Here is a 14379-nt window from a genome sequence, read left to right as displayed (position 1 = left end):
CGCCTAGACCAACCCGCCGATCCCATCGCCGAATAACTCGTCAAGCTGCTCGCGCCGATCATCGAATGCCTCCTCAAGGGCGGCATGCATGCCAACGGGATCGAAGTACCGGCCGGGCTTCTCGACTGGCTTTACAACCACCATGCGATCCTTGATGAGGTCGATACTCGATCGGACGTTGTCGGCGTCCTCGATGTCCAACACGGCGCGATCCACTGCGTTCTCCCGCACCAACTCCGCGACGGCTGATCGCACGCGGTCATGCAGGAACGCGCGAGCCGGATCTGCCACGCTCAACGGCGCCGCCTTAGCGATCATTTGGAATCCGTAGGCGCCGGTGCCCTGCAAGACCTTCATCAAGTGATGGTTGATGGTCTCGTTAGCATACATGTCCGGATTCTGCGGCGTGGCTACTCGCACGTCTGCCACCCTGACCCTCACGCCGCCGCGCATCAGCCTGCGCATCGGCTCCAACTGCAGCACCGGATCGAAGGCAACCCGCCGCTCGGCGCAGAGCCCCAGGTACTGCCCCAGACGCGCCGACGCGCTGCCGTTGCCGTTCCGCTGATAGACCAGCACGTTGCGGTCGGCGTGGTAGTGGAAGAAGTTCTTCTCCACCAAGCCCTCATGCTCCGCCAGCGCCAGGTCGCGCTCCACGCCGCCCGGGGCGCCCGCGTGCGGAATATCGTCCTGGCGGATCTTCGCCAGTTCCCCGCGGTAGCAGCGACGATGGAGGAATAGGCGCCTAACCTCGAAGTACATCGTCCCGATCCGCTGCGCGGGCGCCGCCCCGCGCAGCGCCTCGAAGACCTCACCGAGCGATCTGATCTCGTCATCGACCCGGGCCTGCCAGAAGTCGATCGTCACTTTTTTGCTATTAGCCATGCATCTTCCTCTCCGGAATCATTCGGCGAGTCCGACCGGACGTCACCGCACGTCCACCAACCACAGGTCCACCGGCAGCGGATAAAGGGGTCAGAGCCGAATGGCGCTTAAAGCCGCTTATCCTCCCCAATCAGATACTTGCGGGGTAGGGAAACTTGAGCGGCGGGCCGTCTTTGGCGCCGTTCCCGCCCGATCCCTCTCCCTGAGCGTCCTGCAATCTCGCGGTTTCTCGACGCAGAATGGCCATAAGTTACGGATTCTTATAGGGTCCGCTCTGAAGTTAGCGCCATTCCGCACTGACCCCTTTTCGCTGAAGGCCTTGTCCATTCGCCGCGCCCGCTACTTATAGTCTGTAGACGCAAAGTCATCATAGTTAGATCGTAGCCTACATGGCAAAGGATCCAAAAATAGTAGTTGGCAGCAACATACGCAACATCCGAAAGGCGATCGGTTGGTCACAGGAGCAACTCGCCGAGGCGTGCGGCCTCCATCGCACGTACATTGGAGCGGTAGAGCGAGGCGAAAGGAACATCTGCCTTGAAAACATAGTAGCGATATCTCGTGCGCTTCGAGTTAGCACAACTACGTTGTTAGAGGGGATGGAGTGATGCCCTCGCCATATCAAGGAAAAGCACCAACCCAATGGCCTGCGGTAACACAAGAACTTATCAAGGATCACCCCCTGCAATTGAGCGAACTCCGCGAAGTCGTCCTAGAGGCTTGGGATTCTATCTTTGCATCCAAGATGGGAACAAAAGGGTTCCATATTGGTACAGACATACTTCCGAAGCCCCAGATTATGGGCTTCTTGTTGCACGAACTAATTCCCCTAGAATTAGCGTCGAGATACCCGAACGAGTGGAGAGGAGAAGAGTCCGCTTCAGACAAGGACATCGTTTATGTACCTAACGCCAGCTATTCGATAGAAGTTAAGACATCATCCGATCCGAAGCATATCTTCGGCAACCGTAGTTATGCGCAGGCAACAACAAAAGGAAAGAAGGCCAAGTCAGGATATTACCTCGCGATCAATTTTGAGAAGTTTGCCGCATTGAGACGCGACCCTAAGATCTTACTGATCCGTTTTGGTTGGTTAGACTCTGACGATTGGGTGGGGCAAAGAGCTGCGACCGGTCAACAGGCACGGCTACCGCCAGAAGTTGAGCAGGGAAAACTGTTTGAACTCTATCGCAAAAGCTAAAGAAGCGTCAGCTGAGACTGGGCCATCTTCCTTTCCTCTTTGAAGTTCTTGAAGCGCTGCACTGCAAGCCTGCAATACTCCTCATCCTTCTCAAATCCGACCGCCACCCTTCCCAGCCCGTAGGCCGCGATTCCGGCAGAGAACGAACCTGCGAATGGATCGAAAACAACCTGCGCCTGATTCGATGAAGCCAGGATAACTCTTTCTACCACTCCCAACGGAAACTGCGCGGGATGCCCCGTGCGTTCTCTTGAACTTCGCTTGCTTCCGGTTGTTACCTTTGGAAACTCCCATACATCTGAAGGATTTTTCCCAAGCGGATTACATCGGTATTTTCCATTCTTTTTCTGATTAGGGTATTTGACGTTTGGATCACGGATATCGTCAAGATTGAAAGTGTAATTACTCTGATCTTTCACGAAAAAAAGCCATTTCTCATTCCTTGGGCTGAGGCGGCTTCTTGCCGATACACCCGCTCCATATTTCCATACTATCTCTTGAAGCATGTAAAATTGCGACTTATCCCAAAGCAAGTAGGCGATGGGTACGCATAGACCCTTTCCGGGTACTTCAAAATAACCGACATTCAGCCAAAATGCTCCCGCGGGCTTTGTCACGGCGTAGATCTGGTTCATCCATGTTTGGCACCACGCGATATATTCCTCTACGGTCATTTCCTGTTCGTACGCTTTGCCGATATTGTAAGGTGGTGAGGTTAGAGTAAGGTCAACTTCAAAGTTGTTCTCGCCGAGCGCAGATAGGAGTTCAACGGAGTCTCCCTTGTAAAGAAAAAAGCCTGTTTCGCAGAAGTAGGGCTTGCCAATAGCTTCTGTCAAGATAGTCTCAGTTCTTGAATGCAGATTCGCTATTCTGTTTGTCAGCTCTACTGAAAAAGCGGAAAGCATAGACGGCGGTGCAATTGCCGTCGCGGAATGTGGATCAATACCAGACGCAACGTGAACGTTATGTTGCCGGTCAGCAATTCTTCGGGATTTATCTTCTTTCAAAGCTACTTTCATTGTGTCGTAAGCCTAGCAATCGTTCCTCGTTCGCTCCGAGTAAGGCCGTCACTTGTAGTGGATCGAATCAAAGATACCAGACTACCCCAACGTGTTGCAGATAGTCTCCGATCCAACGGCAGCAGAGCCGGGCGCTACCACCATTAGCCGGTCCCGGCTCCGATCATAGCCACAGGACGTTAGGCCATGATCGCCGGGGCGGCAAGGTCCGATCGTCGGCTTGTGGCTGCTTACGTATTGTGTTCTTAACGTTCGTCATCAGCCTGGGGTCCGCCGGTGTCCCAGGTGGCTGCGGGTCTGCCCGTGGGCGGCGGCGTTTGTGCTCGTGGGTCGGCGTTTGGGGGGCTTCGTTTGGGCTTGACGGGCGATTTCGGTCGCCCTACCGATCGCGGGTGACGCCGCGTAAAACGTATCCTGACGCCGGCAGCCCCCGGATCGACGTCGGGCCCGATGACGACGGGGCTTCTAGTCAGCCTTCTCCGCCGGACTCCGCCCGCGATAACCAGCGCTGCTTGACGGCCACGTGGCTGACCAGCCGAACGGCATCGGCATCGTCGACGCCGGCCTGGATGGCCGCGATCTGCCACGCGTTCAGCTTGATGTACTCGTCGATGGCTCGGAGCGCCACGTAGGACTTGGAACGCTCGGTGGCCGCCGCAAGCGCCTCAAGCGCGGCGTTGGCCTCGTCCGAGATGCGTAGCGTGACCGTTGCCATGGGCGTGAAGCGGATGTGATGCAGATGCTTGCGAGTGTAGTCAGCCTGCTTGCGGCGTCAACCAGAGTGGCGGGCGGGCGCTGGATGTGATGCGTGCGTCCGCTGGGCGACGGTGGGTGGGTTGGTGGGGATTGGGTGGTGGGTGCGTGGCGGTTCAGTGTCCGGTTGGGGCGTTTTCTGTGCGGTTGACGGGCGACTGAAGTCGCCCTGCCCCAGGGGCCGGATGAATCCGGCGTACCCAGGCGGCTACGCCCACCCGAGCCGCTCCGCCAGCGCCGACCCGCGTTTGACCCGCGCGCGGCACGCGTAGCGCAGCACGGCGTCGGTGGCGTGCACGGTGACGTGGCTGCGGGCTCGGGTGACGCCGGTGTAGACGAGCTCGCGGCTCGCGAGCGGGTGCGGCTCGGGGGGCAGGACGAGCAGGACCCGGTCGAACTCGGAGCCCTGGCTCTTGTGCACGGTGAGCGCGTAGGCGGGTACGTGGGGCGGGAGCTGGCGCACGGACAGGCTGCGGAGCGTGCCGTCGGCGGTGCGAAAGTGCGCGGCGAGCCGGCCGTCGGCGCCGCGCCACAGCAGGCCGACGTCGCCGTTGAAGAGGCCGACCTCGTAGTCGTTGGCCGTGACCATGATCGGCAGGCCGTGGTAGGCCTCGCCGCCGTCGGCCTTGCCGAGCTCGCCGAGCCGCGCGGCGATGCGGGCGTTCAGGGCCTCGACGCCGAAGGGCCCGCGATGCAGCGCGGCGAGCACGCGCGCCTGCTCCAGCAGCGTCAGCGCCAGCTCGGGCGCTGCGGCGTCCGGCACCTTGGCGAACTGCGCCGCGGCCCAGTCGATGCAGCCGGGGTTGAGCGCGTCGCCGACCGGCAGCAGCCGCGCGAGATCGCTCTGCGCGCCGGCCCCGAGCAGCGTCACCGCCGCGTCGGCGTCGCCCGCGTTGACGGCGCGGGCAAGCGCGCCGATGCCGCTGTCCGCGCCAAAGCGCCAGCTCTTGCGCAGCAGGGCGACGGCCGCGGCGGCGGGCGGCGGCTCGGCGGCGCCGTCCACGGCAGCGGCGGGCGCGCCGAGCGCCGGCAGCGGTGCGGCGCCGAGATCGGCGAGCAGCGTGAGCTGCTCGGCGTGGTAGTGGATCGGCCGGCCCAGGCCGGTGATGTCGCCGAGCACGTTGCCCGCCTCCACGGACGCGAGCTGGTCGCGATCGCCGAGCAGCACGAGCCGCGCCGAGCCCGGCAGCGCCGCCAGCAGCCGCGCCATCAGCGGCAGGTCCACCATGGAGGCCTCGTCCACCACCAGGCAGTCCACCGGCAGCGGGTTGTCCGCATTGCGGCGGAAGGCGCCGTCGGTGCCCGCATGCCCCATGAAGCCCAAGAGCCGGTGGATGGTCTCTGCCTGCTCCGGGATGCGCGCGAGCAGCGCCCCATCGATGCCGCCGGCGGCGATGCGCCCCTTGCCGGTGCCGATGGACTCGGTGAGCCGCGCCGCGGCCTTGCCGGTGGGCGCGGCGAGGGCGATGCGAAGCTCCGGGTCAAGCGCCAGCAGCAGCGCCAGCACCTTGACGACGGTGGTGGTCTTGCCGGTGCCGGGGCCGCCGGAGATGACGGCGAAGCGGCGCGTGACGGCGATGGCGGCGGCGATGCGCTGCCAGTCCGGCTCGCCATCGTCGGCGTCTGCCGGGAACAGCCGCCCGAGCCAGTCCGCCAGCGCGGCCCGGTCCAGCCCCGTCTCGATCCCTATGGCCGGCCGCATGCGCGCGGACAGCGCCGCGGCGACGTCGGCCTCGAAGCGCCAGTACTTGCCGAGATACAAGCGCGTGCCGTCCAGCACCAGCGGCGTCGCGGCCTCCGGCGCGCCGACCCAGGTGCAGGCCGCGAGCGCCGCGAGCCAGTCGTCGAGCAGCGGTGCCATCGGCCCGTCCGCGGCGCCGTCCTCGCCCGGAAAGAGCCGCGTGCCGGCATGCTCGGCCAGGTCCACGCAGACATCGCCCTCGAGGTTGCGCGCGCTGACCAGCGCGGCGGCGAGCGCCACCGGGCCGTCCGCGGCGACGGCGGCGCCGCGCGCGACGAAGCGGGCGAAGTAGCAGGCGAGCGCCGGCAGCCGGCGCGCCTCCATCAGCGTGTGCAGGGACAGGCTCATTGCCGCTCACCTCCGTGGTCGGCCCGGGGGAAGACCTGCGCGTCGAGCGCGGCGATCAACGCGGCGCTCGGTCGCGTGAAGAACACCCCGCGCGCCGGCCCCGTCTCGGGTCGCAGCCCGCGCAGGAACAGATAGAGAGCGCCGCCCATGTGGCGCTCGTAGTCGTAGTCCGGGATGCGTGTGGCGAGGTAGCGATGCAGCGCCAGCGTGTAGAGCAGGTATTGCAGATCGTAGCGGCGCGCGAGCACGGCCCGTTGCAGCGCGTCCGGCGCATAGTCGTCGAAGCGCCGGCCGAGCAGGTTGCTCTTGTAGTCCGCGACGAAGAAGCGCCCGTCGTGCTCGAACACCAGGTCGATGACGCCCGTGACCATGCCGGCGAAGTCCGCCGCCGCGATGCCGGGCAGCGATTGCCCCGCGTGCGCGGCGAGCAGCGCGTTCAGCGCGGCGATGTCGGCGCGCGCCGCGGCGAGGTCGAAGGCCAGCTCGTTCAGCCGCCGCTCGGCGGGCAGGTCCGCGAGCCGCAGCCCATCCGGCGAAAGCGGCGTCTGCACCGCGCGCTCCATCAACAACGCCGTGTCGGCGCCGTGGCGCCGATGATCCAGCCCGAAGCGCGCCGCGTGGCGCACGGACAGCTCCAGCGCCTGGGTGCGGATATCGCCGGTGAAGTCCAGATGCTCCAGCAGCAGGTGCAGGAAGCTGCCGACATCGCTGCCGGCCGGGTAGCGCAGCGCCGGGTCATCGTCCGCAGGCGCCGGCTCGGGCTCGGCGAGCGGGTCCGCCGGCGCGGGCGGCTCGTCGTCTACGCGGAGCCCTAAGCCGGCGATGGCGGCGCTCGGCGGCGCGTGCAGGTCGCGCACCAGCGCCGAGAAGCTGGTGATGCGCCAGTCCGTGGCGATGCGGCCGGCAAACACGCGCGGTGCGAGCGCCAGCGCCGCGTCGTCCGCCGGCAGCGTGGTCGGCAGCGCGGCCTGCGGCAGCGGCGCGACGGCGATGCTGCCCGCCGCGGCTTTGGCGAGTTCGGCGAGGTCCGCCTCCGGGTCCGCGCCGTCCTGGAAGGCGTTCGGCGGCTCGGTGGCGAGCGCAGCGGCGCTCTGGTGCGGATGCAGCAGCCAGCCCATCGCGGCGGCGCCGGCGTGGGACTCCTTCTGCCCGGCCCGGCCCCAAACCGCGTAGACGGCCGACTCCGCACGGGTCAGCGCGACATAGGCGAGGCGCACGTCCTCCGCCAGGCGCTCGCGCTCGGCCAGGCACAGATGCGCGGCGCGCTCGGGCGAGCCGATGTCGAGGCAGGGCTCGTCGTTGGCCGCCGCGTGGAAGCGCAGCGGCTCGGCCTGCTTGGTAATCATCGGGTTCCACAGGTCCGGCAGGAACACGACCGGGTATTGCAGGCCCTTCGCCGTGTGCACGGTGACGATCTGCACCAGCCCGGCGTCGCTCTCCAGGCGCAGTTGCAGCTCGTCGGCGGCCTGCTCGCCGGCGCGCTCCCGGCGCTGGATGCGGAACCAGTTGAGCAGCGCGTCCATGCCCGCGTGCTCGCGGGAGGCCTGCTGCAAGAGCTCGCCCAGGTGCAGCAGGTTGGTGAGCCTGCGCTCGGCATCCGGGCCGGCCGCGAGGGCGGCGGCGATGGGGCGCCCGTCCACGCCGGTCTGCCACAGGAGCTTTTGAAACAGCGCCATGAAGCCGCGCCGCTGCCAGGCGTTCTGCGCCGCGATGAGGCCGTCGATCCAGTCCGCCCAGGCGCGCTCGTCGGCGGCGATGCGCGCGATGTCCGCGTAGCACAGACCAAGCAGCGGCGAGGCCAGCGCGAGCCGCGCCTGTCCGCGCTCGCGCGGGCTCAGCACCGCTTGCAGCAGCGCCTCCAGCGCGGCGGCCTCCTCGGTGTCGTAGACGCTGGCGCGCTCCACCGACACGGCGGCGATGCCGCGGGCCGCGAGCACGCCGCGCAGCTCGGCGCCCTCGCGGCGGGTACGCACGAGCGCGGCGATGTCTCTGGGCAGCAGCGCGCGGTCTTGCTTGACGACGCCGGCCGCGTCGCGCTGCACGAGCCGCACCTGGCCCGTGCGCGCGCCGGCCAGCAGCCGGGCGATCTCGTCGGCGCAGGCGGCGCGGGCGAATGCGCCGGCGTCAGCCTTAGAGAGTGGCTTACCGGTCTCGCCCAGCGGCAGCGTCCACAGCGTCAGCGCCGGGCGCTCGCCGTCGGCGTCCAACAGATAGGCGTGCGCCTTGTCCGCGGCGGTGCTCGGGGCGAAGCCGATGGCGTCGAAGACGAAGGCGTCCGGCCGCCGCTCGAACACCGTGTTGACGGCGCGCACCACCGCCGGCGTCGAGCGCCAGTTGGTCAGCAGCGTGCTGCGGGCGCCGGCGCCGACGGCGGCCTGCGCGGCCATGTAGGTAAAGATGTCGCCGCCGCGGAAGCTGTAGATGGCCTGCTTCGGGTCGCCGATGAGCACGAGCCCGGCGCCGGGGCCGGCCACATAGAGCCGGCTGAAGATCTCCCATTGCAGGCCGTCGGTGTCCTGGAACTCGTCGATCATCGCGACCGGGAAGCGGGCGGTGATGGCAGCGGCCAGCGCCGGGCCGCCGGCGCCGGCGAGCGCGTCGCGCAGCGTCGTCAGCAGCGCGTCGAAGGACAGCACGCGGCCGTCGCGGCCCTGTCGGGCGAGCTCTTCGCGCACGAACACGGCGGCGTCGGCGAGGGCTGCGGCCTTGATGTCGGCGCGCAGTTGCTCCAGCGCGGCGTGGACCTCGCCGCAGCGGGCGAAGAAGGGGTCGTCGAGGTCCGGGTCGGACTTGTTCTTCTTGAGCTGCGCTCGAATAACCTCGGCGGCGAGGGTCTTGAAACAGTCCGGCGGCGGTCCTGCCGGAGGCTCGGCGAAATACTCGTCCAGCGCCGCGAACGTCACCGCCAGTACGTCCGGATGAAAGGTCGTCTCTTTGGGGCGCTTCAGGGCGGTGCTCGACGTCAGCGCGTGCATGAGCCGCCCGCCGTCGCTGCGCCACTCCCCGGCAATGTCTCGCAGCTTCGGCAGCAGCGCATCGAAGCGCCCGAGCACGGCGTGCACATCGGACACCTCCGGCAGCAGCCGGCGCGGCGCGGGCGCCAGTAGCGGGTCGAGCTGCGCGCGCAGGCGCTCCAGCGTGCCGACGGCGGCCGTGAAGAGGCCGAGCTTCGCCGGGTCCAGCGGATAGCCGGTGCGCCGCCACCAGTCCTGGACGGCGGCGCGTTTCTGCTCCGCGTCGTCGGTGAGCACCTCAACGCCGAAGCCCTGCCCGCTGTTGAACGCAAACTCCGTCAGCGCCCGCTGGCAGAAGCTGTGGATGCTGAACACCGCGGCCTCGTCCATGGCGCGCACGGCGAGCCGGAGCCGCTTCACGGCCAGGTCGAGCGTCTGCGGGTCGGCGCGCAACTGCCGGGCGAGCGCGTCGAGAAAGGCATCCTTGCTCGCCCCGCCCTGCTCCAGCAGCGCCAGCGCATCGAACAGCCGCGCCCGCAGCCGCCCGCGCAGCTCGTCCGTCGCGGCGTTGGTGAAGGTGACCACCAGCACCTCGCCGACGCGGCGCCCGCCGAGGATCTGTCGCAGATACAGGTTCGCGATGCTGTAGGTCTTGCCGGTGCCGGCGCTGGCCTCGATGAGGTGCACGCCGTCCAGCGCAAAGGCGAGCATGGCGGCGTCGTCCAGCGCCCGGCCGGTGTGTGCGTGCGTGCTCATGCGTGATCCCCCTCGGCGGCCAGCAGCGGCCGGTACAGCTCGATCGCGAGGCGCGCGAAGTCCGGGTGCGCCAGCGGGTCGCCGGGGACGTCGCGCAGCAGGAGCCGGATGTAGTCGTCGTCGACGTCGCCCCGGATGTTGTTGTAGTCGTTGCCCTGCCAGGCCTTGCGGGCGGCATTCATGGCCTTATCCGGGTCCGCTTGCCAGGCCTCGGCGAAGGCGGCGCTGGCCTTCGGGAAGATCGGCAGCGGCCGATGCAGCCCTTCCCAGTAGAGCGCGACCAGCTCGCCGAGCTTGGCCCGTGCGTCGGCCTGCCGCAGCGGCCGGCGCAGGATGAGGCTGGCAGCGGGATCGAGCCCCAGCAGCACCGAGGGCTCGGGATCTTGGATGCGCGCTGCATCCACCACCGCCCAGCGCGCGAGGTGCGCGAGCCAGAGCTTGAGGCGATGCTCGCCGCGAAGCGTCTTCGTCGCGCGCCAGCGCAGCAGCCCCAGCCCCGGGTAGAGCCCGCTCACCTGCCCCGTCAGGCGGCGCGGGCCGTCGCCGTCCGGCGTCAGGGCGAGGTCGAGCTGGAGGCTCGACGGGCGCTGCCCGGCGTAGGGTGCGAGCGCCTCGTCCAGCGGCGCCAGCGCGGCCTGCTCGCTCGCCAACGCCAGCTCTGCGAAGGCACCGTGCGGCAGCAGCCCCTCGGCGGCGAGGCGCGCCGCGCTCGCGGGCCGATCCGCGAGCCGGTCCTCGATCAGCCGCGTCTTCAGCGCCCAGGCGGCGAGGTGGTCGAGGTCGAAGGGCTCCTCGTCCGGCTCCAGCTCCGTCTCGCGCAGGTAGACGCCGAGGCGCGTCTGCACGAACCAGCGCAGCGGATGGGCGAGGAAGCGCTCCAACTGCGCGAGGGTGACGTCGTGCATGGCCTCCGGCACCGGCGGCAGCGCGGCGCTCGGCCAGTCGCTGCCGGTGTCGGCCGGCCGGCCCGCGGACTGCTGCACCGCGTGCGCGATGCGGCACCAGTGCGCGTCGAAGCTGCGCGGGTCCGGCTGGTTGTTGCCCTCACCCCGGCCCTCTCCCAGGGGGAGAGGGAGACTAAGGAGCGCGCTGCGCGCGACTTTCAGACTGAAGCGCGCCGGGCTGAAGGGCTGCAACGGGTGCACGCGGGTGATGGCGTCGCTGAGCTTCTTGTCATCGGTCGGCGTCGCGAAATACTGGTCGAGGTGGTCCAGCAGCTCCCGCAGCAGCACCGAGGGCTGGCGCGGCTCGTTCTTCCGCAGGTCGCGGCCGACGCAGCTCAAGTAGAGCCGCCGGCGGGCGCCGAGCAGGGTCTCCAGAAACAGATATCGGTCCTCGTCGCCCTTGCGCGGGTCGCCTTGGCGCCAGCCGTGGCGCATGGGGTCGAATTCCACCGGCCGGTCGCGGCGCGGGAAGGCCGCATCGTCCAGCCCCAGCACGCAGATCACCTGAAACGGCAGGCTGCGCATGGGCCGCATGCCGCAGAAGGTGACGCCGCCGCTGAAGTAGCGCCCGCCGCGGCGCTCGCCGACATCGCCGGCCAGGTGCTCTTCCAGCCAACTGCGCACCAGCGCCAAGCTCAGCGGCTCGGGCACGTCGACGGCCTGCGCGGCCAGCTCCGCGACGGCGTCGCGGATGCGTTGCAGGCGCCCGTCCGGATCGTCGCGCTCGCCGAAGCAGTCGGCGACGAGGCGCGTCAGGTCCTGCTGCCAGTCCGCCGCCGGGCGCGGCGCGGCCAGCTCGCGGGCGGCGTCGCCGAGCCGGTCGAACAGCCGCCAGAAGGCCCCGAGCGCCGCGGCGGCCTTGCCCTCGACACCGGCCACCGGCGCGATGCCGGGCAGCTCCGCGTTCTCCGCCAGCGCATAGCCGGCGAACAGCCGCTCCTCGGCCTGCGCCCAGGTGTTGCCGGCCGTGCCGGGCAGGCCGAGGCTCGCCTTGTGCGCGCTGTCGCGGCCCCAGCGCAGGTTCGCCGCACCCAGCCAGCCGCGCACCTGCGCCAGGCCGTCCGCATCGAGGTCGAAGCGCGCGGCCAGCTCCGGCACGTCCAGCAAGCTCAGCACCTCGGACTGCGTGAAGCGGCTCTCGGGCAGCGCGAGCAGGCGCAGAAAGACCCGCACCAGCGGGTGCTCGTCGGCGACGGTGATGTCGGACAGGTTCCAGGGGATGTGCGGCGGCGTGTCGGCGTCGGTTCGGCTGGCGGCGTCCGGGCGATGACGGTCGAACACGGCTTCGATGTCCGCGGCATAGCGGCCGATCTCGGGCACCATCACCAGCACGTCTTCCGGGCGCAGGTCCGGCTCGGCGGCGAACATGGCGAGCAGCGCGTCGTGCAGCGCCTGGCACTCGCGCGCCGGGCTGTGGCAGAGGTGGACCTGGATGGAGTCGTCCGGCGTCACGGGCTCGCGCTCGGCCGGCACCGAGGTCAGCTCGAACAGCCCGCGTTGCAGATGCCCGAGCAGGGTGTCGGGCCAGTCCTCGGCATAGACGTCGCAGTCCGCCGGGTCCGTGTCCTGCTGGAGCAGCAGGTCCTGCAACGCCTGGCCCTGCCGGCCCCAGGAGCCGAGCAGCGGGTTGCGGACCTCCCAGAGGTCGGCATTCTCCGGCGTCGCCAGGCGGCGCGCGGCCTGCGCCTTCTGCGAGACGAGATCGGCCCAGAACTGGTCCGTCGGCGTATGCAGGTACAGATCCACCGGCTTGTGCCGCGCGAGCGCGTGCAGCACCTGCACCAGGATCGGCGGCAGGCTGGAGACGGCGAAGAGCGCGGCGCGCTCGGGCAAGCGCTCGGCCAGTCGCTCGGCGGGCGGCGCCGCATGCAGCGCGGCGAGCAGCCGGTCCAGCACGGCGACGCGGTGGGTCTGCTCGTGGCCGGCGACGAGCTGCCGCCAGAGCGACGCCTGCCAGGGCTCGCCGGCGCCGCCCGGCGCGCCCGCCGTCCAGGCGCGGATCAGCTCGGGCCGATAGAGCTGGCAGCGGTCGTAGACATCGGCGATGCGCAGCGCAAGCTGCCAGCGCTTGCGCCCGTCGGCGTCGTCGCAGAGATATCGCGCCAGCGTGGCGAAGTCGGGCAGCGGCAGCAGCGCGGGCAACGCCGCGAAGACGCGCCAGGCGAGCGCCTCGCGCGCGAGCGGGTCGTCCGCCGGCAGGTCGTCGAGCAGCGCCCGGGCGAGCCGCCAGATGAAGCCCGCCGGCAGCGGATAGTCCAGGTTGGCGGCGACGCCGCAGATCGACGCGAGCTTGAGGTTCACCCAGCGCGCCATCGCCGGGCTCGGCGTGACGACGGTGACGGGCAGAAAGGGGCTCGCGGGCGGGGCGTCGATGAGCTGCCGGGCGAGCTCGGCGAGCAGTTGCTCGACGCGGTTGGAGCGGATGATGCTGAGCATGATGCGGTGGGCTTGGGGCCGGTCCTGATCCTTGCGACCGGGAGAGTCTAGCGCCGGCGGTGGCTCAATGGCTGAGCCTGTGGCGGCGGGTGTGCCGGCGCACATGGGCGGCTATCATCCACGAAACCGGCCCGACTGTAGAGAAACCCCATGGAACGCGCCTACCGCCTCATCATCTCCTGCCCGGATCGGGTCGGCATCGTCGCCGCCGTCAGCGACTTCATCGCCGGGCACGGCGGCTGGATCACCGAGGCGCATCACTACACCGACCCGGAGAGCCAGTGGTTTTTCATGCGCTACGTGGTGCGCGCGGCGTCCCTGCCCTTCGGGCTCGATGAGCTCAAAGCGCGCTTCACGCCCGTCGCCGAGCGCTTCGCGATGCAGTGGCGCGTGTACGACACGGGCGTCAACAAGCGGGTGGTGCTGCTGGCCAGCAAGCAGGCGCATTGTCTGTCGGACCTCCTGTACCGCTGGCGCAGCGGCGAGATGGCCTTCGACATCCCCTGCGTGCTGTCGAACCACGACGAGCTGCAGAGCTACGTGGAATGGCACGGGCTGCGCTACTGCTGCTTTCCGGTGGACCCGGCCGACAAGGCTGCGCACTTCGCGGCCGTGGCGCAGGCGCTGGCCGAAACGAGCCCGGACGTCATCGTGCTCGCGCGCTACATGCAGATCCTGCCCGGGCCCATCTGCGCGCGGTATCCGGCGCGGATCATCAATATCCATCACAGCTTCCTGCCGAGCTTCGTCGGCGCGCGGCCCTACCACCAGGCCGCCGAGCGCGGCGTCAAGCTCATCGGCGCCACCTGCCATTACGTGACCACGGAGCTGGACGCGGGCCCCATCATCGAGCAGGACGTGGTGCGCGTCGGCCACCACAACGGCGTCGAGGACATGATCCGCTTGGGCAAGGATGTCGAAAAACAGGTGCTCGCGCGTGGCTTGCGGTTCCATCTGGAAGACCGCGTGCTGGTGCACGGGAACAAGACGATTGTGTTCGGGTGACCGGTGCCGACAGGCGTCGACAGGTGTCGACTAGATGGCTTGACGGCGCTGTATGCTTGCAAAGGAGTCAAGTACACGCGACTCGGCGCATGCTTGCAGAAGGGCCGAGGGCCGGGGGCCAAGGGAGCCACCCTTGGCCCTTGGCCCTTGGCCCTTCACTCACTTGCGCCAACGAGCGGGTTGCACAACACGGCGCTCACTGCGCTGCTCGGTCTGAGACCTCGCCTCCCTGGAGTGTTGACTGGAGTGTTGACTGGAGTGTTGACCTCCAGGTCAACACAGCGACAGAGCGGGATGCGCCGGCATCGCGAGTGCCGAGCCGACCGGGAGGTCGGCT

At 68.3% G+C, this 14379-nt stretch carries 9 protein-coding genes; 3 read left to right on the top strand and 6 right to left on the bottom strand.

What is annotated here, in order from left to right:
* Positions 1–3: 3 nt before the first annotated feature.
* Positions 4–885: a hypothetical protein gene (locus ML01_RS19135; RefSeq protein ID WP_058556998.1), complete on the bottom strand. Its 882-nt coding sequence runs from the start codon at positions 883–885 to the stop codon at positions 4–6.
* A gap of 389 nt (positions 886–1274) precedes the next feature.
* Here ML01_RS19135 and ML01_RS27635 point away from each other — a divergent pair, with 389 nt between their 5' ends.
* The gene (locus tag ML01_RS27635) at positions 1275–1493 is read left to right on the top strand and encodes a helix-turn-helix domain-containing protein (protein WP_082674447.1); all 219 of its coding nucleotides are present in this window, start codon (positions 1275–1277) and stop codon (positions 1491–1493) included.
* Positions 1493–2086 carry a ScaI family restriction endonuclease gene (locus ML01_RS27630; protein WP_082674446.1) on the top strand — a complete coding sequence of 198 codons (594 nt, stop codon included), beginning with the start codon at positions 1493–1495 and terminating at the stop codon, positions 2084–2086. The genes ML01_RS27635 and ML01_RS27630 overlap by 1 nt, the downstream gene beginning before the upstream one ends.
* Here the strand turns inward: ML01_RS27630 and ML01_RS27625 are convergent.
* From ML01_RS27625 to recC, 5 genes are all read right to left on the bottom strand, one after another.
* Positions 2083–3105 (bottom strand): site-specific DNA-methyltransferase, encoded by a 1023-nt coding sequence (locus ML01_RS27625; protein WP_082674445.1) that lies wholly within the window; start codon positions 3103–3105, stop codon positions 2083–2085. The genes ML01_RS27630 and ML01_RS27625 overlap by 4 nt on opposite strands.
* A gap of 469 nt (positions 3106–3574) precedes the next feature.
* On the bottom strand, positions 3575–3820 hold the full coding sequence (locus ML01_RS19130) for a CopG family ribbon-helix-helix protein (protein WP_058556997.1): 246 nt from the start codon (positions 3818–3820) through the stop codon (positions 3575–3577).
* 246 nt (positions 3821–4066) lie between these two features.
* Positions 4067–5947 (bottom strand): exodeoxyribonuclease V subunit alpha, encoded by a 1881-nt coding sequence (recD, locus tag ML01_RS19125; RefSeq protein WP_058556996.1) that lies wholly within the window; start codon positions 5945–5947, stop codon positions 4067–4069.
* Positions 5944–9657, bottom strand: a complete 3714-nt coding sequence (gene recB, locus ML01_RS19120; RefSeq protein WP_058556995.1) for an exodeoxyribonuclease V subunit beta — start codon at positions 9655–9657, stop codon at positions 5944–5946. The genes recD and recB overlap by 4 nt, the downstream gene beginning before the upstream one ends.
* Positions 9654–13037, bottom strand: a complete 3384-nt coding sequence (gene recC / locus ML01_RS19115; RefSeq protein WP_058556994.1) for an exodeoxyribonuclease V subunit gamma — start codon at positions 13035–13037, stop codon at positions 9654–9656. The genes recB and recC overlap by 4 nt, the downstream gene beginning before the upstream one ends.
* Before the next feature lie 150 nt (positions 13038–13187).
* On the opposite strand from recC, the gene purU reads away from it, so the two are divergent.
* Complete coding sequence (gene purU / locus ML01_RS19110; protein WP_058556993.1) at positions 13188–14042, top strand: formyltetrahydrofolate deformylase; 855 nt, start codon at positions 13188–13190, stop codon at positions 14040–14042.
* Positions 14043–14379 lie beyond the last annotated feature (337 nt).

The organism is Thiohalocapsa sp. ML1 (assembly GCF_001469165.1).
GTDB lineage: Bacteria > Pseudomonadota > Gammaproteobacteria > Chromatiales > Chromatiaceae > Thiohalocapsa.
Note: the sequence above shows the minus strand (reverse complement) of the source record. Positions and strands in the feature narration are given on the sequence as shown.

Excerpts from the sequence above, each read along its gene's own strand:
- ML01_RS19135 (WP_058556998.1), bottom strand. The coding sequence starts at position 885 with ATGGCTAATAGCAAAAAAGTGACGATCGACTTCTGGCAGGCCCGGGTC.
- ML01_RS27635 (WP_082674447.1), top strand. The coding sequence starts at position 1,275 with ATGGCAAAGGATCCAAAAATAGTAGTTGGCAGCAACATACGCAACATC.
- ML01_RS27630 (WP_082674446.1), top strand. The coding sequence starts at position 1,493 with ATGCCCTCGCCATATCAAGGAAAAGCACCAACCCAATGGCCTGCGGTA.
- ML01_RS27625 (WP_082674445.1), bottom strand. The coding sequence starts at position 3,105 with ATGAAAGTAGCTTTGAAAGAAGATAAATCCCGAAGAATTGCTGACCGG.
- ML01_RS19130 (WP_058556997.1), bottom strand. The coding sequence starts at position 3,820 with ATGGCAACGGTCACGCTACGCATCTCGGACGAGGCCAACGCCGCGCTT.
- recD (WP_058556996.1), bottom strand. The coding sequence starts at position 5,947 with ATGAGCCTGTCCCTGCACACGCTGATGGAGGCGCGCCGGCTGCCGGCG.
- recB (WP_058556995.1), bottom strand. The coding sequence starts at position 9,657 with ATGAGCACGCACGCACACACCGGCCGGGCGCTGGACGACGCCGCCATG.
- recC (WP_058556994.1), bottom strand. The coding sequence starts at position 13,037 with ATGCTCAGCATCATCCGCTCCAACCGCGTCGAGCAACTGCTCGCCGAG.
- purU (WP_058556993.1), top strand. The coding sequence starts at position 13,188 with ATGGAACGCGCCTACCGCCTCATCATCTCCTGCCCGGATCGGGTCGGC.